Consider the following 23,470-nt stretch of genomic DNA (forward strand, 5'->3'; position numbering starts at 1 on the left):
ACGTGACCGTGACCGCCCTCGACGCCGCCGCCGCGCTGCGCATCCCGCAGGTGGCGAAGACCCGCCTCAGCTACTGGACCAGGAACCACCGCACCGTCCTCGACGCGCAGACCGACAACCCGGCTGGGGTGGCCGGTCACCACCGCCACGACCTGATTCACAGCCTGCCGGCGAGCGGCCGGCGGTGGTGGCGCCGGCACGCGCCCGCCGAGCAGGTGAGCCGATGAGCACGCGGAACGGGACGCCGCCGCAGACCAAGCAGGCCGTCCGCCTGCCGCTGACCGCCGGGCAGCAGCGCATCTGGTTCGCCGAGACCTTCGAGGACGCGGCTCCCGCCTACAACGTCCCGGTGGCGGTTCGCCTGCGCGGCCCGCTCGACGAGCAGCGGCTGCGGACCGCCCTGGACACCCTGGCCCGGCGGCACGCCGCGTTGCGCGCCCGGTTCACGGTCGACGAGAAGGGCGAGCCGTGGCACGAGATCGACCCGGACGCCCCGTTCGACCTCGATGTCGCCGACCTGACCGGCGGTACCCTCGAGGCGGCCCGAACCGCCGCCGCGGGGTTCGGCTGGCAGCCGCTGGACCTGGCGAACGGCCCCCTGGCCCGGGCCCGGCTGCTGCGCCTCGGTCCCGACGACGCGGTCCTGGTGTTCAACGTCCACCACATCGTCTTCGACGACTGGTCCACCGGCATCCTGCTGCGCAATCTCGGGGCGGCGTACCAGAAGGGGGCAGCCTGGACGGGACCGGAGCTGGAATATCCGCACCTCATCCGGCAGGAGAACGAGCGGCTGGCCGGGCTGGACGCCGAGAAGCACCTGCGCTACTGGGCGGACGGGCTCGCCGGGCTGCGGCACCTGGCCGTGCCCACCGACCGGCCCCGCCACCGGCATCACCGCGGCACGGGCGCCGCCATCCACTTCGTCGTCCCGGCCAATACGGCGGACGGCATCCGAGCGCTGGCCCGGACGTCCCGCTCGTCGGTGTACATGGTGCTGCTCGCAGCGCTGCAGGCCACCCTGGGCGACTGGAGCGGCGGCCCGGACGTGGCGGTGACCTCACCGGTCGCCACCCGGTCGGTTCCCGGCAGCGAGGACGTCGTCGGCTACCTGGTGAACACGGTGGTACAGCGGGTCCGCGTCGTGCCCGGCAGCTCGTTCACCGCCCTGCTGGCCGACACCCGGCGGACCGCACTGCACAACTACGCCCACCAGGACATCCCCTTCGACCAGGTGGTCCGCCGGTTGCGCCCACAGCGGACGCCGACCGGGACCGCCCTGTTCCAGGTCGGCTTCAACTACCAGAACGCTGTGGGCGAGACACTGGACCTGCCGGGAATCTCGGTCGAGCCGGTCACGGTGCCCCGGGCGACCGCCAAGTTCGACCTGCTGCTCGACGTCGCCGACGAGGCCGGCGCGATGACCGCGTTCCTGGAGTACGACTCCGGGCTGTTCGACCCGGCCGGCATCGAGGCCCTGAGCGAGGCGTTGACGCGCGGGCTGGCGGCGGTGGCCGCCGACGGCGACGCCGGGGTGGACGTCTTCGCCGTCGCGCCGTCTGGTGCCCTACGGCTGCTGGCACCGCTCGGCCCGGTCCCGTCCCGACGCTCGGCGCCGGCGGACTTCGCCCTGACCGCCGGTCAGCAGCGGATGTGGACGGCGCACCAGCTGCGGCCGGACTCCGCCGAGCACGCGTGTCCCCTGGCCCTCGCGCTGGACGGCCCGCTGGACCGGGCCGCCCTGACCGCGGCGCTGACCGGGCTGGTCTCCCGGCACGAGGCCCTGCGCGCCCGCATCGTCGCCGGCGCGGACGGCCGTCCGCACTGGACAGCGAGCCGCCCGGCCGCGATCATCCCCCGGTACGCCGACGTCCGGCACGCGGCCGACCCGGCCGCCGCGCTGACGGACCGCCTGACGGACGAGCTCGCCCGCCCGTTCGACCTCGCCGCCGGGCCACTGACCCGGGTCCTGCTGGTCCGCACCGGGGACGACCAGCATGTGCTGCTGCTGTCGGTCGCACACGTCGCCGCCGACGGCCAGTCGCTCGACGTCCTGCGCGACGAGCTGCTGCACCTGTACCGGGAGGCCGCCGGCGGGGACGGCCCGGCCCTGCCCGAGCCGGTGTCATTCCGCGACTTCACGCTGGCCCGGGTGGCGGAGGAGGCCCAGCCCGCCGCGGAGCGGCTCGACTGGTGGCGCCGCCGGCTCGCCGGGGCCGTCGCACCGCGGCTGCCAGTCGACGTCCCCGGCGCGGCGGCGCGGACCGGGCGCGGCGCCACGCTCACCGTCACCGTCCCGGACGGCACCACGGCGGCGCTGCGCCGACTGGCCGCGAGCTCGCGGACCACCCCGAACATGGTCCTGCTGGCCTGCTTCCACGCGCTGCTGTCCCGCTGGACCGGAGCCACCCGCACCTGTGTCGGCACGCCGCTGGCCGACCGCCTGCACGCGGACGGCGAGTCCGTCGCGGGCTTCTTCGTCGACACCGTCCCGCGCCCGGTCGACCTGTCCACGGACCCGACAATGCTGTCGCTGATCGAGACCGTCCGCACCGGCGATCTGGACACCCACCGGTACTCCCGGGGCCGGGTCCGGTCGGCGCCGGGCCGGGCGGTCCCCGGCTGCTCGGTGGAGGGACTGCTGGCCAAGCTACGCCGCCGGGGCGACCTGCCGGCCGAGAGTCCGTTCACCGTGCTGTTCGACGTGCGACACGTGGACCGGACGCCGGTGGCCGTCGCCGGCCTGACTGTCCGTAACGCCGCGCTCCCCCGGCTCAGCGCCTCGGCCGACCTGACCGCTGACCTGGAACTGGACGCGGACGGCGGGTTGAGCGCGACGATCGAGTACGCCACCGACCTGTTCACCACCGCAGCGGCCGAGCAACTGGCCGTCCGTTTCCTGGCCGTGCTGGAACAGACAGCCGCCAACCCGGACATCCGGGTGAGCGAACTGGACGGTGGCGGTCCCGAGGTTCTCCCGTGGGACGCGCCGACACCCACGGACGAACCGGACCGCCCGATCCATGTCCTGATCACCGAGCAGGCGGCGCGTACCCCCTCGGCCACCGCCGTGGTCTGCGGCGCGGACCGGCTCACCTACGCGAAACTGACCGAGCGGGCCGGAAACCTGGCCCGGCGGCTGGTCGCCCTCGGCGTGCGGCCGGAGCAGCCGGTGGCCGTGCACCTGCCGCGTGGGGTCGACTCGGTGGTCGCCCTGCTGGCGGTACTCCGGGCCGGCGGCGCCCTCCTGCCGGTCGACCCGGTCCTGCCGGCCGAACGTAAACGCGCACTCCTGCGCGACTCCGGGACCAGGTTCGCCGTCGTGGACGGCTGCCTGCCCCTGCCCGACGGCAGCCTGGCTCTGCCCGACGGCATCGTCCCGGTCCCGGTCACCGGTCCGGACGCCGGCCCGGATGTCGGCGCGGTCACCGGCCCGGACGCCGGCGCGGCCCCGCTGCCCGCGGTGGACGTCGAGCAGCCGGCGTACCTCATCTACACCTCGGGAACGTCCGGCCGCCCCAAGGCCGTCATCGGGCTGCACGGCATGCTGACGCGGCACTGCCGGGCAATGGCCGCGGCGTACGAGCTCACCGCCGCCGACCGCGTCCTGCAGTTCGCCAGCCACTCGTTCGACGCCTCGCTCGAACAACTGCTACCCGGACTGACGGTCGGCGCCGCGGTGGTGCTGCGCCCGGACGAGCTGTGGCAGCCGGAGGAGTTCCCGGAGCTGCTGCGACGCATGGCCGTGACCGTCGCGGAACTGCCGCCCGCCTACTGGTCCGCCGTCGTCAACCGCCGCGGCGACGCGCCGCCGCCGGACCGGCTCCGGCTGCTCGTACTCGGCGGTGAGGCCGTATCCGGTGACGTCGCCCGACGCTGGCTCGCGTGGGCCCCGCGGTGCCGGCTGGTGAACACGTACGGCCCGACCGAGGCGACCATCACCGCCACCGCCGTCGACGTCACCCTGGCCGAGGCGCAGGCGGAGATCGTCGGCATCGGCGGCCCCCGGTACGGCGCGTGGGTGCACGTGCTCGACGACGCCCTGCGGCCGGTGCCACCCGGCACGACCGGCGAGCTGTACCTCGGCGGGTGCCTCAGCCGCGGGTACCTCGGGCGGCCCGTGCTGACCGCCGAGCGGTTCCTGCCCGACCCGGTGGTCCCCGGCGAACGCATGTACCGCAGCGGCGATCTGGTTCGGGCCCGGCCCGACGGGCGCCTCGACTTCCTGGGTCGGGCCGACGACCAGGTGCAGATCCGCGGCCACCGGGTGGAACCGGGTGAGGTCGCGGCCCGGCTCGCGGTGGCGCCCGGTGTGGAGACGGCGGTCGTCGTCGACCACCTCGCACCCGATCCCGACGCGGAACGCGTCCTGGTCGGCTACGTGGTGCCGGCGGCCGGGCACCGCCTGGACGCCGCCGCCCTCAGCCGCTTCTGCTCCGCGACGCTCCCGTCATACCTGATCCCGACCCTGTTCGTCGAAATCGACCGGCTGCCGCTGACCACGGCGGGAAAGGTGGACCGGCCGGCCCTGCCCGATCCGCGGCAGCACGGCCTGCGCGGTAGCAGCCGCACGGAACCCCGCAATGACCTGGAGCAGCTCGTCGCGGACCTGTTCGCCGCGGTCCTGCAGACGGACCCGCCGGGGGTGTTCGACGACTTCTTCCACCTGGGCGGGCACTCCCTGCGCGCGACCCAGCTCGTCGCCCGCCTCCGCGAGAGCTTCGACATCGAGTTCTCCCTGACCGGGCTGTACGCCACCCGGACGGTGGCCGCCGTCGCCGAATCCGTGCTGACCGCCCTCGTCGCCGACACGCAGGAAGGCACTGCATGACCATCGAAGAGCTGCCGCGCGCCGGGACGGACCCGCGCCTGGAGGCGGTCCGGGCCCGGATCGCTCGCGCCGGCGCCCGGCTGCGCCAGGGCTCGGCGCACAGCGGCGGCCTACCGGTCCAACCGCCCGGACCCGTGCCGCTGGCGCCGGGACAGGCCGGCATCTGGTTCTCCGAACAACTGCGGCCGGGGACGCCGCTGTACAACGTGCCGCTCACCGTCCGGCTGGCCGGCCCGCTCGACGTGGCCGCACTGCGTGCGGCGCTGGACGTGGTGACGGCCCGGCACGAGGCGCTGCGCACCGTGTTCCAGCTCCGGCCGGACGGCGAACCAGTCCAGCAGACCGCTCCCGCGGCACCGGTCGCGCTCCCAGTCATCGACGTCACCGAGGCCGAGCTGCCGCAGGCGCTGCGTACCGTCGCCGAACAGCCCTTCGACCTGGCACGCGGGCCGCTGCTGCGGGCCTGTCTCCACCGGGTCTCCACCCGGCAGCACGTCCTGCTCGTCACCGTCCACCACATCGTCCTGGACGGCTGGTCGGGCGGCCTGCTGCTCGCCGACCTGGCCCGGGCCTACGCCGGCGAACTCCCGGCGGGCGGGACGGCACCGGCTTTCCGTGACGTCGCCGCCTGGCAGCACGGGCGCCTCGCCGCCGGTGCACTGGACGACCAGCTCGGGTACTGGCGGCAGCGGCTCGCCGGGCTGCCCGACCTGGAGATTCCCGGCGACCGGCAGCGCCCGGCAGACCGGGACTGGCGCGCGCACAGCGTCCGGCGGGAGCTGCCCGCCACCACCGCGGCGGCCGTCCGCCGGTTGGCCGCAGCCCACGACACCACACCGTTCACCGTGCTGCTCGCCGCGTACGGCACGTTCCTGCACCGGCTCACCGGCCAGGACGACTTCGCGGTCGGCGTACCGGTCGCCGGTCGCGGGCGTACCGACCTCGAATCGGTGGTCGGCCTCTTCGCCGGGGTGGTACCGGTCCGGCTGGACCTGGCCGGCCGGCCCGCCTTCGACGAGGTGCTGGGCCGTACGGTCGCCGGCTCGCGCAACGACTTCGCCCACCCGCAGATCCCGTTCGACCGGCTCGTCCGCGAGCTGCGCCGGGACCGCATCGCGGGCAGCCAGCCGCTGGTGCAGGCGATGGCCGGGACCGAACCGGCCGGCGTGGCGCTGGCGTTCGGCGAGGTGACCGGCACCGAGCAGCCGGTCGACGTGGCCCTCGCCAAATGCGACCTGGACCTGAGCGTCCTGGAGGACGGTGATCGCCTCACTGTCACCCTGGTGGCCGCAGCGGACCTGTTCACCCCGGCGGCCACGGAACAACGGGCCGGCCAGTTTCTCAGCCTGCTCGCCGGGCTGGCCGGCGCGCCCGACCGGCTGGTATCCGAGGTGGACCTGCTGGACGCGGACGGGCTGCACACCGTCCTGCGCACGTGGAACGACACCGCCCGGCCGCTGCCCGCCGTGTCGTTGCGCGAACGCTTCCAACAGTGGTGCCGCCGCACCCCCGGCGCGGTCGCCGTGATCGAGGGGGACACGACGCTCAGCTACCGCGAGCTCGACGAGCGGGCGAACCGGCTGGCCCGGCTCTTGATGGAGCGGGGCGCGGGCGCCGAGACGTTCGTGGCCGTGCTGCTCCCGCGGTCCGCCGACCTGCTCGTCACCCTGCTCGCCGTCATGAAGGCCGGGGCCGCGTACCTGCCGATCGACCCGGACTTCCCGGTCGACCGGATCGCCTACCTGCTGTCCGACGCCCGCCCGGTGCTGGTGGTGACCGACACCGCCACGGCTGAGCGGCTCGGCCGGCACGACAGCACCGGGCTCGTGGTCCTCGAGGAGACCGACACCGGCGGCTATCCCGCCACGGAGCTGCCCGCCGTCCCCGCCGGGCACGCCGCGTACGTGATCTACACATCGGGATCGACCGGCCGACCGAAAGGCGTGGTGATCACTAGGGCCGCGCTCGACAACTTCCTGGCGGCGATGGCCGAACGGTTCCCCCTCACCACCGACGACCGGGTCCTGGCCACCACCACCGTCTCGTTCGACATCGCCGGCCTGGAGCTGTACCTGCCGCTGCGCTCCGGCGCCGGTGTCGTGCTCGCCGACGCGGACACCGCCCGCAACCCGGCGGCACTGATCGACCTCGCCGGCCGCCACCGGGTTACCCTGGCCCAGGCCACACCGACCCTGTGGCAGGCCCTCGTACCGGAGCTCTCCGGACCGGCGCTGGCCGGAATTCGGGTCCTGGTCGGCGGTGAGGCCCTGCCCGCCGAATTGGCCGGCCGGCTACGCGACGCCGGCGCCGAGGTCACCAACATGTACGGACCGACGGAGACCACCATCTGGTCTACCACCGGCCCGGCCAGCGAGGGCGGCACCCGCCGCGGATCCGTCGGCGTGCCCATCGACAACACCCAGGTGTACGTCCTCGACGCGAACCTGCGTCCCGCCCCGATCGGGGTCCCCGGTGAACTCCACATCGCCGGAGAGGGGCTGGCCCGCGGGTACTGGAACCGGCCCGGTCTGACCGCCGAGAGGTTCTTGCCCGACCCGTTCGGCCCGCCCGGCACCCGGATGTACCGCACCGGCGACCTGGTCCGCTGGTCCGCCGTGGGCGACCTGGAGTACCTGGGCCGCACCGACCAGCAGGTGAAGCTCCGCGGCTTCCGGATCGAGCTCGGAGAGATCGAGACGACGCTGATCGAGGCCGGTCCGGTGCGCCGGGCCGCAGCGGTCGTCCGCGAGGACCGGCCCGGTGACCTGCGACTGGTGGCGTACGTGATCCCGGACGGCCCGGTCGACCCCGACGCGCTGCGCGCCGAGCTCTCCCGGACGCTGCCCGACTACATGGTCCCGGCGGCGATCGTGCCGGTGCCGGACCTCCCCACAACGCCGAACGGCAAGCTCGACCGCACCGCGCTGCCCGCGCCGGACTACGGCACCCGCAGCACCGCCCGCCCGCCGCGGGACGACCGGGAGCGCTTCCTCTGCACCGCTTTCGCCGAGGTGCTCGGCCTGCCGGAGGTGGCGGTCGGCGACAACTTCTTCGCCCTCGGTGGCCACTCGCTGCTCGCCTTCCGGCTCCTCTCCCGGATCCGCGACGAGTTCGGCACCGGCTTCTCCCTGCGGCAGCTGCTGGCGGCCCCGACCGTCGCCGCCGTCGCCGCGGAACTCGCCGTCGAGGCGTCCACCGATGACGAGGCCGTCAACCTGACCCCGGTGCCCCGGGATGAGGAGCCGCTGCCGCTGTCGCCGATGCAGGAATCGATCTGGCTGGCGGATCAGGTGACCGCCGGCGAGAGCGTCTACAACGTGCCGCTGGCGCTGCGGCTGATCGGCCCGCTGGACCGCGGGGCGCTGCGCCGCGCGCTGAACCGGGTGGTCGACCGGCACGAGATGCTGCGTACCCGGATCTACCCCGGCCCGGACGGGATGCCGGTCCAGGTCGCGGACCCTGCTGGGTGCGGCGCGACGCTCGACGAGCGCGATGCCGCACCGGGCACGGACCTCGGGCAGCTCCTGCTGGCGGAAGCCGCCCTCGGTTTCGCCCTCGCGACCGAGCACCCGCTGCGCGCCGTGCTGTGGCGCCTCGACGAGCGGGAGCACGTCCTGCTGCTGACCGCCCACCACGTGGCGGTTGACGCCTGGTCGATGGACCTGATCCAGCGCGACCTCACCGAGCTGTACGCGGCCGACACCGGGCACCGTGAACCCGAGCTCGGCGAGCCAGCCCTTGCGCAGGCCGACCACGCGGTCTGGCAGCGCCGGTCGGCGCAGCGCGGGCGGTACGCGGCGGAGCTGGATTTCTGGCGCACCGAGCTGACCGGCGCCGTCGCCACCGAGGTGGCCGGCGACCTCCCGCGCCCGACCACGCCCGGCGGCGGTGGCGGCGCGGTGGAGTTCGCGCTGGCGCCGCGGCAGTTCCAGGGCGTCCGCGAGCTGGCCCGCCGGTGCGGGACCACGGTGTCCACCGTGGTGCTCTCGGCGCTGCAGACCCTGCTGTACCGGATCACCGGCGGCGACGACGTCGTGCTCGGCGGCACCGTGTCCGGGCGCGTCGACCCGCGGCTGGACAACCTGGTCGGCTGCCTGGTCAACACGGTGGTCCTGCGGGGTGACCTGTCCGGCGCACCGACATTCCACGAACTGCTGCGCCGCACCCACGCCCGGACCGCGGAGGCCCTGGCCCACCAGGAGCTCCCGTTCGCGGATCTGGTTGCCGACCGTGGCGCCGGCAGCGGGCCGCTGTTCCGGATCATGTACAGCTTCAGCAGCCAGGAGCCGGCCGGCCGGAGCGCCGGCGAGGTGGACCTCGATCCCGTACCCGTACCGGTCACTACCTGCAAGTTCGACCTCGTCCTGACCGTGGTGGACGACGGCTCGGCGCTGGAGGGCGTCCTCGAGTACGCCGACGACCTCTATCTGCCCGGCACCGCCGAACGGCTCGTGACCTCGCTGACCAATCTGCTCGCCGCAGCCGTCCGCACCCCGGACATCGCGGTCACCCGCCTGGCCATCACGTCCGAGAGCGACACGGTACGCACGTCCCGGTGGGGGCTCTCCGAGCAGCACGTCGGCGACGACCGTACGGTGCACCAGCTCGTCGAGGCGCAGGCCGACCGGACCCCGGGGCGGACCGCGCTGCGCACCGGCGCCAGCAGCCTCACCTTCGCCTGCCTCGACGCCCAGGCGAACCGCCTGGCCCACGCCCTGCGCGCCGGGGCGCTGGGGGCACCGCCGGTCGGCCCGGAGACACCGGTGCTGCTCCTGCTGGACCGCAGCCCGGAGCTCGTGGTCGCGATGCTCGCCGTCCTCAAGGCAGGGGGCTACTTCATCCCGGTGGACCCGGGCTACCCGACGGCCCGGCTGACCCGGATCGCCGGCACGGTGACACCCGCGCTGGTCCTGACCCGCACCGGGCAGGGCGGGCGCCGACCGGGGGCCCGCACCGGGCAGGGCGGATGCCGACCGGGGCCAGCGGTCTTCGGCGGCGTGCCGGTGGTGGCGCTGGACCGGGTGGCCGACCGGCTCACCACGATGCCGGACCACCGCCCCGGGGTGACCGTCGACCCCCGCAGCCTGGCCTACTCGATTTTCACGTCCGGGTCGACCGGGCAGCCGAAAGGCGTCGCGGTGGAGCACATCGGGTTCGTGCGCTACCTCTGCTGGGCGGCCGCGAACTATCCGACTGCCGGACGGCGCGGCACCCTGGCGCACTCGTCGGTCGGCTTCGACCTGACCATGTCGGCCCTCTTCGAGCCGCTGGTGTCCGGTCGCGGCGTCACCCTGATGTCAGCTGATGCGACCCTGGCCGAGCTGGCCGAGGAACTGTCCGGGCCGCTGGCGTACGACTACATCCGGCTCACCCCGTCGCACCTGCGCCACCTGGTCGGGCACTGGACCGGCCAGCAGGTACCACCGGCGGCGCGCGGCTGGGTCGTCGGCGGCGAGACGCTGGACCCGGCTCTGGTGCAGCAGCTGCTGGAGCTGCGCCCGGACGCGGAGGTCATCAATCACTACGGGCCGACCGAGACGGTGATCGGGCGCGTGGTGCACCCGGTGCGCGATGTCGGGGAGCTGGCCGCGGACAGCCCACTGCCGCTCGGCCGCCCGCTCGGCGAGACCCGGCTCCAGGTTCTCGACGCCTGGCTCGAGGCGGTTCCGGTCGGGGCTGTCGGGGAGCTGTTCATCGGCGGCGACGGCATCGCCCGCGGCTACCTCGGCCGGCCCACCCTCACCGCCGAGCGGTTCCTGCCCGATCCGGCCGGCGAGCCGGGGGCGCGGATGTACCGCACCGGGGACCTGGTGCGGTGGCGCAGCGACGGGCTCCTCGACTTCGTCGGACGGGTCGACGACCAGGTCAAGCTGCGCGGCTACCGGGTCGAGCTGGGTGAGATCGAGGCCCGGATGGCCGAACACCCCGGGGTGGAGAACGCGGTGGCGCTGGTCCGCGACGAGCAGTTGGTCGGCTGGTTCATCCCGGCCGAGAACCACCCGCCGGTCACCGTGTCGGCGCTGCGCCGGTTCTGCGCGGAGCAGCTGCCGGAGTTCATGGTGCCGAACCAGTGGGTCGTGCTCGACGCCTTCCCCCTCACGCCGCACGGCAAGGTCAACCACCGGGCGCTGCCCGGCCCGACGTCCGAACGACCGGAACTCGAGGACCGGTACCAGGCCCCACGCACCCCCGGCGAGCAGCTGCTGGCCGAGTTGTGGTCCACGGTCCTGGGCACCGACCGGGTCGGGATCGGGGACAACTTTTTCGACCTCGGCGGTACGTCGATCTCCGTCATCCAGCTCTCCGGTGCCTGCCGCCGGGCGGGGGTGGAGATCTCGCCCAAGGACGTCTTCGAGCAACCGACCGTCCGTGGGCAGGCCATGCGCGCGATCGCGCGGAGCCGCGCCGATGCGGACGCCCCGGTGCTGGACACCGTCTTCGGCGCCGGGCACACCGGCACGACGCGGACGGTGGTGACGCTACGTGCCGGGGGCGACGGGCGTCCGGTGTTCTGCGTGCACCCGAGCGGCGGCGGCGTCGCCTGGTACCTGCCCCTGGCGCGCGCCCTGCCGACGGCGCACCCGGTGCACGCGTTCCAGCCGCTCGGCATGGACGGGCGGGAGGCACCCGCGGAGACCATCGAGGACATGGCCGCCGGGTATCTGGCCGACCTGCGACTGGTGCAGCCCGAGGGCCCGTACGTCGTGGTCGGCTGGTCCCTCGGCGGCGCCATCGCCTTCGAGCTGGCGCGGCAGCTGGACCGGCTCAGCGAACCGGTCCAGCTGATCCTGCTCGAGCCCACCCTGCCCGAGGTGGCCCGGACCATCGACCTGCACCGGCCGGCCCGGGACAGCTACCTGCGCGGCGCGGACCTCGCGGAGCGGATCCTCCGGCTGCCCGCCGACGACCCGGAAGGCGACCGGCTGCGGGCCGAACTGACCCGGCTGCTGGAAGACGCCGGGTACTCGGCCGGCGAGGTCAGCCTCGGCGACGCCCTGCCGATGCGCGCCTGCGGCCAGATGCTGGCGGCCTTCGCCGAGTACCGCCCACTCCCGCTGCCGGACGAGTCGAACGTGCGTACCTGGTTCATGGTCTCGGCCGAATGCACCGACGCCGCGCCCGAACGCCCCTCCGGTACCTCGCACACCGCCTACGGCCCGTACGCGGCCGGGTGGCGGAAGCTGCTGGGCCGGTCCGCGGCGCCGCGGACCATCCACCTGCCGGGGATCCACGCCACCATGCTCACCACCGACCGCTGTCCGACCGTCGTCAGCGCCTGCGTGGAAGCACTGTGCACGGCGGACGGCGTTCGCCGGCACTGACACCCCACCGTTCCCGCGTCACCTCCGAGAAAGGCGAAGCCGTGTCCGACGTCGACACCGACGAACAGTTCAAGGTCGTCCTCAACGACGAGGAGCAGTACTCGATCTGGCCGGCCAGCCGCCCGGCCCCACAAGGCTGGCGGGAGGAGGGGACCCGCGGTCCCAAGCAGACCTGCCTGGACCGGATCGAGACCCTCTGGACCGACATGCGGCCGCTGAGCCTCCGGCAACGCCGGCACGCCGCCACGAATTGATCCCCACCGCCTCCGACCCAAGGACACCATGACAGCGACCTACCCCCGCACCGGCCCGGCCGCCGAGCCGGTGACCGACCCTGGACCGAACCCCGGCACCGTCGTCGCGGCGCTGCGGCGCTCGGCGGCGCTGTGGCCCGGTGCCCCCGCCCTCGTCGACCCGGATGGAACCCTGACCTACCACGACCTGTGGTCCCAGGCGGGGATACTCGCCGTGTCCCTGCGCCGCTACGGGATCGGCCGCGGCGAGGTGGTCGGCGTCGCCGCCGAACGCACTCGGCAGAGCCTGCTCTGCATGCTGGCGCTCGGCCGGATCGGCGCGGCCTACACGCCGCTCGACGCGGCCCAACCCGCTCCCCGCCTCGAACGGATGATCGCGGGCAGCGGTGTCCGGACAGTCATCGGGCGGTCCGACGCCCTGATGGGCTTCCCGCACAGCCTTGCTGTGAAATTCCTGCACATCGATGCGACTCTGCGGTCCGACGAATGCCTGGACGACGGCGTCACGGAACCCGACGACCCGGTGTACGTCATCCACACCTCCGGCTCCACCGGCGACCCCAAGGGCGTCCGGGTGTCACAGGGCGCCCTGTACGCGGCGGCCACCTCGCTGATCAGGCGGTGCGGCACCGGCCCGGGCGACCGGGTGCTGAGTTTTGCCGCACTGAGCTGGGACACCAGCGGCGAGGAGATCTGGTCGGCGTTCCTGTCCGGAGCCACCCTCGTCATCGACCCGGCCGCGACCAGCGGATCCGTGCCCGCCCTGCTGAGCGCGGTCCGGCGCCACCGGATCACCGTCATCGACCTGCCCACGGCCTTCTGGTACGAGCTGGTGGCATTCCTCGCCGAGGCCGACGAGACCCCGGAGGCGACGGCGGCGCTGCTCGGCGACCTCCGGCTGGTGATCATCGGTGGGGAGGAGGTCCGGGCGCCCCAGGTACGGACCTGGGGCGAGCGCGCCCCCGACCGGATCCGGCTGCTCAACACGTACGGGCAGACCGAGACGGTGCTCGTCACCCACGCCGCCGAGCTGGGCGGCGGGTTCGGTCGGCGGATCGGGCCCGACGACCGGATCCCGATCGGCACACCCCTGGACCACGTGCAACAGATACTCCTGCCGGACCAGGACGGCGCCGCCGAACTGCTCGTCGGTGGGCCGTCGCTCAGCCTCGGCTACGCCGGCAAGCCGGAGGAGACCGCCGCCCGGTTCGGTCCCGGCCCGGACGGCACCGGCCGCTACTACCGCACCGGCGACCTGGTCGCCGAGCGGCCGGACGGCGGGCTGGACTACCTGGGCCGCCGCGACCGGCAGCTCAAGATCCGGGGACTGCGCGTCGAACCCGAGGAGGTGGAACGTGCTCTCTGCGCCCACCCGCAGCTGCACGTCGCGGCCGTGGCGCCGGTTGCCGGCCCGGACGGCCCGAGCGGTCTCACCGCCTGGGTGGTCCCGCTCGGCCCCGGCACCGCCCCGGAAGCCGCCGCGATCCGCACCTGGCTCGCCGGGCGGTTGCCCAGCTACCTCGTACCCGCGACCCTGCGCATCGCCGACCGGCTCCCGCTGCTCCCGAACGGAAAGGTGAACCTCAGCATGATCTCCAGCAATGAGACCGCGCCCGCCACGCCCGAGGTTGACCCGGTCGCCGCCGAGCTGGCCGACCTGTGCTCCGCCGTCCTCGGCTCCCCGTGCGGCGTGAACGACGACTTCTTCGACGCGGGCGGGGACTCCCTGAAGGCCACCCGGCTGATCTCGAAGGTGTACCGGCGGTTCGACGCCGAGCTGACCTATGTGGACGTGTTCGAACACCGTACTCCGGCCGAGCTGGCCGCCCTGATCGGTGGGCGACCAGCATGACCCTGCGCCGCCTGCACGTACTGGTTACCGGCACGTCGTCCGACGCCCACACCTGGAACCTCATATTCCTGCAACTCGCCCTGGAGGAGGCCGGCCACGACGTCACCAACCTCGGGCCGTGCGTCCCGGACGACCTGCTGACCGAGACCTGCGTCCGGCTGCGACCCGACGCACTGGTGATCAGCTCGGTCAACGGGCACGGCCACGCCGATGCCGCCCGCGCGGCCGCGGTGGTGCGCCACGACTCCCGACACGACGCGATGCCGATCATCGTGGGCGGGCTGCTCGGCACCGCCGGGAACCCGAACGCCGTCCACGCGCCCGCGCTGGAGGCCGCCGGGGTGACCGCCGTCCTCGAGAAGGACGACCTGCCGGAGCTGATGCGGCTGCTCGCCGAGATCCGTACCGCTGTCGCTGCCACTCCCGCTGCCGTCGCTGCCCCTGCCGCCGCCGCCACTCCCGCCGCCGCCCGCCAACTGGAAGGAGCGCGATGACAGCACCACCGGGGACGGGCTTCGCCGGTGCGATGAACAACACTCGGCGTGACGGTCTGGTGGTCGTCCAGCCCCGGATGGGCTTCGCCGAGCCGGCAGCCATGCGGGCGGGGCTGGTCGCGGTCCGGGACGCCCGGGCAACCACGGTCGGCACGATCACGCTCGACAGCTACACCCGCGTCGGCGACCTGCACAGCGCCCGTACCGCCCTGCGGACCCGGACCGGGCTCAACGGCTACCCGCTGTGCACCCATCCCGACGACACCACCAGGTCCATGCTGTCCGAGGTGTACCGGCCCGGATTCCCGATCCAGATCCGGCACGGCTCAGCGCGGCCCGGGCACATCATCGAAGCCATGGCACGGATCGGACTGGACGCCACCGAGGGTGGACCGGTCTCCTACTGCCTACCGTACGGCCGCACCCCATTACGGTCCGCGGTCAGCGAGTGGGCTGCTGCCTGCGACCGGCTGGCCGAGATGTCGACGCCGGAACGACCGGCCCACCTGGAGAGCTTCGGCGGCTGCATGCTGGGGCAGATGTGCCCGCCGTCGCTGCTGGTGGCCATCGCCGTGCTGGAAGGTCTGTTCTTCGCCCAGCATGGGGTGCCGAGCATCTCGCTGAGTTACGCCCAGCAGACCCAGCCCGAACAGGACCTGGAGGCCCTGGCCGCCCTCCGGCGCCTGATCGGTGAGTTGCTGCCGGACCTTGACGTCCACGTCGTCCTGTACACGTACATGGGCGTCTTCCCCCGGACCCGGACCGGCTCCTCCGCCCTGCTCGAGGAAAGCGCCCGGATCGCTGTCTTCGGTGGCGCCGAGCGGCTCATCGTCAAGACCGTCATGGAGTCGGTCCGAATCCCTGACATCGCCGACAACGTCGCGGCCGTGGAGCGGGCCGAGCGCGAGGTCCGGTGTTCCCAACAGATGCGGGCCGCCGGCCGCCACCCTTGGACGCCGTCGGAGTCCGGGCTGTACGAGGAGGCCCGCACGATGATCGACGTGGTCCGGTCACTCGACCCGGACCTGGGCACCGCCCTGCACATCGCCTTCCAGCGTGGCCTGCTGGACGTTCCGTACTGCCTGCACCCGGACACTCAGGGCCGGGCCAGGAGCCGGGTCGGCCCCGACGGACGGCTGGAGTGGGCACATGCCGGCTCCCTGCCGATCGACGGGCCACGTCCGGCCGGGCACGCGGTGGGCGCACAGGAGCTGATCAGCATGCTGAACTACGTGGCGGACCGCTTCGACTCGACCGGTGCGGCCGTCCGCTGACCGACGGCAGGCCCACCCACCACCGCGGGTCTGCGCCAGTAAGGCGAGCGACACCCAGCGACGTCCGCGGTTCGGCACCGAGCTCTCTGCAGAGCGGCCTAACGGATCGGCGCTTTCGCTTCCCACGACGAGCGGCGCGGGTGTGGTCGACGTTCCCAAGCTGCTCACGCTGACGCACAACGGCTAAGTTATACGGTCGGCCGTCACATTTTGTTACGGGGACCAGACGCAGCGTACGACTACGTGAACGCCTTCTCGCGGTTGACCCCGATCCAGTAACGGGTCGCCATCCGGGCATTGAAGTCGGATTCGTTCAATCACCTGGGGAAATTGGGGCATCGGTCGACTCGCCTGCGATCGAAATCGGCACTGGCCTGCGCTTTTCTGAAAGTCCTGGCCATACAGTAAGCGGCGTCGTGGTGGCATGTTGTCGTACCGGGAGGGGTGTGGGCGCGGTGAGGACAGTTCAGGTTCGTACGTATCTGGTGCGGGTGGGTCGGTTGGATGAGTGGGTTGATGCGTGGCGGAGGTTGATTGTTCCGTTGCGACGGGAATTCGGTTTTGAGGTGCACGGTTCGTGGGTGGACCGCGACGCGAACGCCCATATTTGGGTGGTTTCCTACGAGGGAGGTCAGTCGTTCGCGGAGGCTAACGCCGACTATTGGGCCTCGCCGCAGCGGGAGCGGTTGGGGGTGAATCCGGCGGAGTTCCTGGTGGGTGAGCAGGTCCGTGAGGTGGAGCAGGTCTTGTAGCTACTCTGCTGCCGGAAGGCGGTGGGCGGCGCGTTCGTCGGGGGTGAGGGTCCGGACGACTCGGTGGCGTGCGGCGTGCAGGAGTGCGTCGAGGTCGACCTCGGTGGGCCAGATTCGGGTGGTGGCGTCGGTTGAGCCGGTGACGACGTGGTTGCCGTCGGGTAGCCAGGCCAGGCAGGTGACGGCGTCGCGGTGGACTCCGATGACGTCGCCTTCGTAGTTGGTGTGGGTGTCCCAGCGGCGTACGGTGCGGTCGTCGGCACCGGAGGCCAGGTATCGACCGTCGGGTGAGTAGGCGACGGCGCGTACTCGCCGGTCGTGGCCGGTGAGCTCGCGCACCGGGGTGTGGTCGGTCAGGTTCCAGACGCGGATGGTCCAGTCGGCGGAGCAACTGGCGAGGTGTTGTTCGTCTGGCGCCCAGGCCACCCCGTCGACGTAGTTCTGGTGCCCGGCCAGGACGGTGCTGGTGCTGGGATGGTGCATGTCCCAGATGCGCACGGTGCGGTCGTCGGAGCCGGAGGCGAGATACCGGCCACTGGGCGACCAGGCGAGCGCGCCGATCCAGTCAGCGTGTCCGGACAGGATGCCCACCAGGGTGCGGGTGCGCACGTCGAAGACGCGGATGGTGTTGTCCTTGGCGCCGGCGGCGAGGCGGCTACCGTCCGGGGAGAAGGCCAGGGATTCACACTCCCCCGTGCCGGCGAGCAGCCGGCGGGCGCCGCCAGCGTCGAGAAGGTACGTCGATCCGTCCTGCACGGCGACGGCGAGCGTGGCGTCGGTCGGCGTGCCGGCGAGCGCGACCACCGCCGCCGGCAGCGCGTGGGAAGTGGCGGGTGCGCGGCGGTCGGGGTGCCAGCGGCGCACACTGTCGTCGGCGGATCCGGTCACGATGCCGCCGTTGGCGGCGGTGAGGGCGGTGACCGCCGCGTTGTGCCCGGCGAGTTGGACCTGCTCGGCGCCGCGGGGGTGCAGGGTCCAGAGCCTTGCGGTGTGGTCGGCGGAGCCGCTGAGGACCCGGGTGCCGTCCGGGCTGACCGCGACGCTCCAGGCAGTGTGTTCGTGCCCGCGTAGCTCGGCGACCTCGTGCAGCCGGGTCACATCCCACACTCGGATGGTGCCGTCGCCGGCGGCGAGGGTGAGCCGTTCACCGTCGGAGGCCCAGGTGAGCGACCAGATCGCGTCGCGGTGGCCGCCGATGCATCGGTGTTGGCTGCCGCTGTGGGCGTCCCAGATGCGCACGGTGCGGTCGGTCGATCCGGTGGCGATCCAGTGGCCGTCGGGTGAGAAGGCGACGGCTTCGACGAGGTCGAGGTGGCCACGCAGCGTGACGGCAGGTTGGCCGGTGGCCGCGTCCCAGACGATGACCGTGCGGTCGTGGGCGGCGGTGGCCAGGCGGGACGAGTCCGGTGCCCAGTCAACACCCCACACATCGCCCGCGTGGCCGGTCAGGGTGCTCCGCTCCGTCCAGGTGGCGGTGTCCCACAGGTGGGTGAGGTGGTCGCGGCTGGTCCCGGCCAGGGCGGTGCCGTCTGGGGACCAGGCCACGCTGCGGGCGTGGTCGCCGCAGGTCAATACCGTGATCGGGGTGGCGGTGGCCGTCTCCCAGACTCGGATGGTGGTGTCCCGCGACGCGGTAGCAACCATGGTGCAGTCCGGGGAGAAGGCGATGGCCTCGACCATGCCGGTGTGGCCATGCAGCACGTGGGTCACCATCGCGGTGTCGGCATCCCACAACCGGGCGGTGCCGTCGCGGGAGGCAGTCGCGATGCTGCGCCCGTCGGGCGCCCAGGCAACCCCTCGTACGACGTCGGTGTGCCCGGTCAGCACGGCCTCAATGTGGCTGGACGCCAACGCGGACATCAGCGCCCGTCGGGCGACCGGGGTGACGGGGCACTCGGTCAACGCCGCGGTGGTCAGGAGTACGGTCAGTTCCGGGAACCGGTCAACATTGGTCAACGCGTAGTGGCCGACTGACTCCGACACCCTCTGCAGGAACGCCGTGTCCCGCCGCCGAGACGCCTCGACCAGCCCACGAGCGGCCGGCGTGTCCTGCCCGGCCGAACTCATCGCCTCCAACCACTGCCCTGCCAGCACCAGCCGATCCCCGGTGAGCAGATAGTCGGGGCTGCGCCCGGAGCGTTGCCAGTCACCCGCCCAGCGTTCCAGTTCAGCGCGCCGTTTCAGATGCACGGCCCTCGTCTCGACCTGCTGGCGCAGCGGCGCCCACTGACGGAACAACGCCTCATGCGCCACCTGCACCACCGGCCGGCCGTCGTTGACGTCGGAGGTCAGCAGCCGGGCCTGGGTAAAAACCTCCACGATCTGACGCTGCTGCGCCGACAGCTCAGCCACCGGGACGCGACGCCGGGTGGGCTCCGCCCCATCCATCGACACCAGCCGCAGCAGCGTCGACAGAATCACCTCCGGGTCGTACTGAATGCGCAGCTCAGCGAGGACGGTGTCCGCCTGCCGGGCCAGCGCCCCCGCAACCCCACCCGATGCCTGATACATCTGCCGGGTCACCACCCGGCCCGTACCAACGGTCAGGTACATCTCCTGCAACAGGTACGCCAACAGCGGCAACGCATCCGGCGTCCCGGTCTCCTCCACGATCTCGGTGACCAACCCCGCCTCGAAACTCACCCCCGCCAGCCGGGCAGGCTGCTCAATCACCTCCACCAGATCAGCGGGACGCATCGCCCCAACAGCCACCGGCCCGGCGAACAGCTCAGCGTGCTCACCCGCTAGGAGGTCCGCCAGAAACTCGACCCGCAGCGTGGCCAACACCCACAACCGACGGTCCGCAGCGAGCGCGGCAGCGATCTGGTCGACGAACAGCTTCCGCTCGGCCGGGCCGGACAACGTGACCAGCTCCTCAAGCTGATCAACAATCAGCAGCGCCCGGCCGAACCGGTTTCCCGTCTTCGCCCGCCACGCCGCGATGCTCTGCGCCACCCCATCCTGATCAGCCCACATCGCACGCAGCGCAGTGTGCCGCTGCCCACCGGTCAGCGTCGCCGCCACCGCCGCCAACCGTCCCAACGGCTCCCCCGCCGGAACAACCGACGGCAACACATGCCACCGATGCCCCCGCAAACGCGGCACCACCCCCGCGTGCACCAGCGACGACTTACCGCTACCCGAAGCTCCCGTCACACACACGAAACGGGCCGCCGGCTGTCCGGTAAGCACATGCAGACGCCGAACCAGGTCCCTGGTCACCTGCTCCCGGCCGAAAAACACCGCGGCGTCCTGCTCGGTGAACGCCCCCAAACCGGGGAACGGACACCGATCACCGTCCCACACCGGCCGAGCACCACGAGGACTCTCCCACCACAACACCACCGCGTCCCCAGCGATCACCACCACCAACAACACGATCAGCACGGGCCCAGAGAAAGTCTGCACCACGGCAGCGAAACGGGAACTCGCAGCTGCGTTCGCCGCGAAGTTCGCCACCACCTCCAACAGAATCGCCGCCACCAGCAAAGACAGCTGCAATGTCAGCGACGGACGTCGGCCTTGCCGCATCCCGCCTCCCCACACCACCACCCCGCCGCATCCACCGTAGCTGAGCAACAACCGACCGTGACAGCCCGAGATCACCGCACCGCCACACACCACCCCGCACGAGGCGTTCGGGCTCACGCCGGCTGCGGGTGAAGCAAGCTGGGGGGCGGCCGAGCGACGGAAGTCCTGCCATGCCGATCATGAGGATCGATACGTACTCTTGGCGCAGACTTTCGCGCCCGGGAGGACCGCCATGACCGACGGCCCGATCGACACCTATTCCCTCTCGCCCATGCAGTTGGGCATCGTCGCGGACAACCCGCTCGCGGACGGGCCGAGCCTCGACGTCATACAGCTGGAGTGCGACCTGGAGTCTGATCTGGACGTCGACACTTTCGGCGCGGCATGGCAGCGGGCAGCGGACCGGCACGGCGCCCTGCGGACCGCCTTCCGGATCGGCGGGGACGGCGAGGTGCGTCAGGAGTTGTATCCGCCGATGCCGTTCCCGATCACCGTGGTAACCGGGGACTGGGAGTGGTTTCTGCGTACCGATCGGGCGCACGGATTCCGGGTGGATCGACTACCGCTGGTGCGTGGTGCCGTCCAGCGGAAGGCGGGTGCGGTGCGGTTCCTGCTCACATTCCACCACTCGGTGCTGGACGGGCGGTCGCTGCTGCTGCTCCTGCGGGAGGTCTTCGCGACGTACGACGCGCTGCGGACCGGCACGGTCCCTGACCTGCCGTCGGCCGTGCCCTATCGCGCGTTCATCGACTGGCTGTCCACGCGGGATGATACGGCCGAGCGCGACTTCTGGCGGGCGACGCTGAGCAATCTGCCGGGCCCGACGTTGATCGCCGGGGATCGGCGGGAGACCTCCGGTATCCAGCACACCGAGCACGACCTGCAATTGACGGAGGAACTGTCCGAGCGGTTGCGCGAGGTCGCGCATGAGTGCGGCGGTACGCTCAACACGGTGATGCAGGCGGCCTGGGCCGTGCTACTCGGCCGCTGTCACGGCCGGGAGGACGTCGTCTTCGGAGCGGTACGGTCGGTGCGGCGGAACACCGTTCCCGGATCGGACACGATGATCGGCCTGATGCTCAACACCCTGCCGGTACGGGCCCGGGTCGGCGCCTCGTCGACCGTTCGGGAGCTGATCGTCGCGCTGCGCGGCCAGGCCGTACAGGTCCGCGACCATCAGCACGCGTCGCTGATGGAGATCCAGCGCGCCGCAGCCGGCGAGCGCCTGTTCGACACGCTCGTGGTCTTCGAGAACTTCCTGCTCGACGCGGCCCTGCGGGCCCAGGGAGACGCCTGGACGAGGCGGCGGTTTCGGGTGTTGCGCCAACCGAACTATCCGCTGGTTCTCCAGGTCTTCGCAGAGCGCGCGGTCCTGCTGAAGCTGCTGCACGACGAATCCCGGTTCCCGGCCGGGACGATCGCCGGCTACGCCGAGCATCTGCACGAGATCGTGACCGCGATCGCCGCCGACCCGGACCGGCCGCTCGCGGACCTTGCGGCGCTGCCGGCGGGACAGGTGGCACGTGCGGTGATCAGGCCGGCTGCCGGGCACGGGCATCCGGACGTGAGCACGGTTGTCGCGGAGCGAGCGAGCGCCACACCGCACGCAGTCGCGGTGGACGCAGGCACGGGCGAGGTCATCTGGGCCGAGCTGGACCGCAGGGCGTGGCGGGTGGCCGGTGCTCTCGGCGCGGTCGGCTGCGTCGCGGGCACCGTGGTGGCGTTGCACGCCGAGGCGACGCCGAGTACCGCAGCCGGGCTGCTCGGGATCCTGAGGACCGGTGCGGCCTGCCTGCTGCTCGACCCGGAGACGCCACCGGGGCGACGAGCCGCGCTGGCCGATCGGGCCGGTGCCACAGTGCTGCTGGCCGGCTCGGACCCGTCCGGCCAGTGGCCAGCACACCTAACCACGGTGGATCCCGATGCTGCGCCGGACGTGCCGGTACTGCCGAGCGTGGTCCGGGCGACCGCCGCAGCCGTGCTGCTTGACGCGGCGGGTGACGGCTCCCCGCCCGCGCCGGTCGTCCTTCCCCGGTCCGTCCTCGCGGAACTCGCCGGGCGCGCCGCCACGCTGTCCGGGCTCACACCAGCCGATGTCGTGGCGTGGCGCGCGGCCGGACCGGCAGCCTGGCTGCTGGAGGTCTGTTCCGCACTGTCCTCCGGTGCGGTCCTGCAGACGGGTACCGCGAGGACGCGGACCATGGTGGCCTTCGCCGGCGGTGCGGACGTCGCGGAGCTGGGATTCTGGGCGGCGACACACGGTTCGCGGCTGCGAGCCGCCGTGGTCGCCGGACGTGACCAGGTCCGGCTCCCGTTCCCCGTGCAATGCCTCGCCGGCCCGGTCGAGGCGGGCTACCCGGTGAACTGCACGACGCCTACTCGCACCGCGAAGACCCTCGGCAGCGGCGGGGCTTACCTGGTTGACGACCTGGGACGGCTCATGCCTGCCGGGCACAGCGGACGGCTGTGCCTGACCGGCGCGGGACTGGCGATCGGCTACGCGGGAGATCCGGTGCGTACCGCTGACCGGTTCCGCCCGGACCCATTCGGAGACCGGCGCGGCGCACGGGTGTTCCTCGGGGACGAGGTCGCCCGGGTCTCACCGGAGGGCGACCTGGAGCTGCCGGCGTCACCGGCCGACGCCGTGACGGCCGAGCCGGACGTGGCGGACGCGGCCGTCACCACAGTCGACGGCCGACGAGTGGCGGTGGTGGTGCCCGCACCGGGTGCCACGATCGCGCCCGCGCTCCTGCTGCGCCGCACCCGCGCAACATCGACCGGCCGGCAGTCCCTCGGCGGGGTGGTGGTCGCGCCCCGGCTGCCACGTACCGGTGCCGGTGGCATCGATCCGGTCGCGCTGGCCGGGCTGGTCGCGGCCGCGCCGCCGGTCGACGAGGACCCCGACGATCAGGGGATACGAGGCCGGATCGCCGCTATCTGGGCCGACGTACTCGGCTGCGGACCGGACGAGGAGCGCGAACTGGCGACCGGCGACCGAGACTTCTTCGAGCTGGGCGGGCATTCACTGTTCGCATTGTCGGTCGCGCTACGGGTCAGCGAGGCGTTCGGAGTGGACGTCCCTGCTCGTTGGATCTTCGATGCCCCCACGGTGCCGGAGTTCGCGGCTCGGCTCGCCTGACATCCGAATCAGCCGCCCAGCCCA

At 72.5% G+C, this 23,470-nt stretch carries 10 protein-coding genes; 9 read left to right on the forward strand and 1 reads right to left on the reverse strand.

All coding sequences use genetic code 11. The features are described from left to right. Nucleotides 1-2 precede the first annotated feature (2 nt). From H0524_RS10655 to H0524_RS25395, 8 genes are all read left to right on the forward strand, one after another. Nucleotides 3-227, forward strand: coding sequence for a hypothetical protein (locus H0524_RS10655; protein ID WP_180198518.1), 225 nt, complete (start codon nt 3-5; stop codon nt 225-227). Further along, complete coding sequence (locus H0524_RS10660) at nt 224-4,828, forward strand: non-ribosomal peptide synthetase (RefSeq protein ID WP_180198519.1); 4,605 nt, start codon at nt 224-226, stop codon at nt 4,826-4,828. The genes H0524_RS10655 and H0524_RS10660 overlap by 4 nt, the downstream gene beginning before the upstream one ends. Beyond that, nucleotides 4,825-12,150 (forward strand): non-ribosomal peptide synthetase, encoded by a 7,326-nt coding sequence (locus H0524_RS10665; RefSeq protein WP_180198520.1) that lies wholly within the window; start codon nt 4,825-4,827, stop codon nt 12,148-12,150. Before H0524_RS10660 ends, H0524_RS10665 begins: the two co-directional genes overlap by 4 nt. 41 nt (nt 12,151-12,191) lie before the next feature. Continuing rightward, nucleotides 12,192-12,404, forward strand: coding sequence for an MbtH family NRPS accessory protein (locus H0524_RS10670; RefSeq protein ID WP_180198521.1), 213 nt, complete (start codon nt 12,192-12,194; stop codon nt 12,402-12,404). Nucleotides 12,405-12,432: 28 nt separating this feature from the next. Next, nucleotides 12,433-14,256 (forward strand): non-ribosomal peptide synthetase, encoded by a 1,824-nt coding sequence (locus tag H0524_RS10675; protein WP_180198522.1) that lies wholly within the window; start codon nt 12,433-12,435, stop codon nt 14,254-14,256. After that, on the forward strand, nt 14,253-14,750 hold the full coding sequence (locus H0524_RS10680) for a cobalamin B12-binding domain-containing protein (RefSeq protein WP_180198523.1): 498 nt from the start codon (nt 14,253-14,255) through the stop codon (nt 14,748-14,750). The genes H0524_RS10675 and H0524_RS10680 overlap by 4 nt, the downstream gene beginning before the upstream one ends. Continuing rightward, a complete protein-coding gene (locus tag H0524_RS10685; RefSeq protein WP_180198524.1) occupies nt 14,747-16,024 on the forward strand; it encodes a methylaspartate mutase in 1,278 nt (425 codons plus the stop codon). The genes H0524_RS10680 and H0524_RS10685 overlap by 4 nt, the downstream gene beginning before the upstream one ends. A gap of 485 nt (nt 16,025-16,509) precedes the next feature. Continuing rightward, nucleotides 16,510-16,776, forward strand: a complete 267-nt coding sequence (locus H0524_RS25395) for an NIPSNAP family containing protein (protein ID WP_309225067.1) — start codon at nt 16,510-16,512, stop codon at nt 16,774-16,776. On the opposite strand, the gene H0524_RS10695 is transcribed toward H0524_RS25395, so the two are convergent. Further along, nucleotides 16,777-20,307 carry a WD40 repeat domain-containing protein gene (locus tag H0524_RS10695; RefSeq protein ID WP_180198526.1) on the reverse strand — a complete coding sequence of 1,177 codons (3,531 nt, stop codon included), beginning with the start codon at nt 20,305-20,307 and terminating at the stop codon, nt 16,777-16,779. Nucleotides 20,308-20,539: 232 nt separating this feature from the next. Between H0524_RS10695 and H0524_RS10700 the strand changes: the two genes are divergently transcribed. Then, entirely contained in the window at nt 20,540-23,446 is a 2,907-nt protein-coding gene (locus tag H0524_RS10700; protein ID WP_180198527.1) for a condensation domain-containing protein, read from the forward strand. Nucleotides 23,447-23,470: the final 24 nt, after the last annotated feature.

This window comes from Salinispora sp. H7-4, from assembly GCF_013416675.1.
Classification (GTDB): domain Bacteria; phylum Actinomycetota; class Actinomycetes; order Mycobacteriales; family Micromonosporaceae; genus Micromonospora; species Micromonospora vitiensis.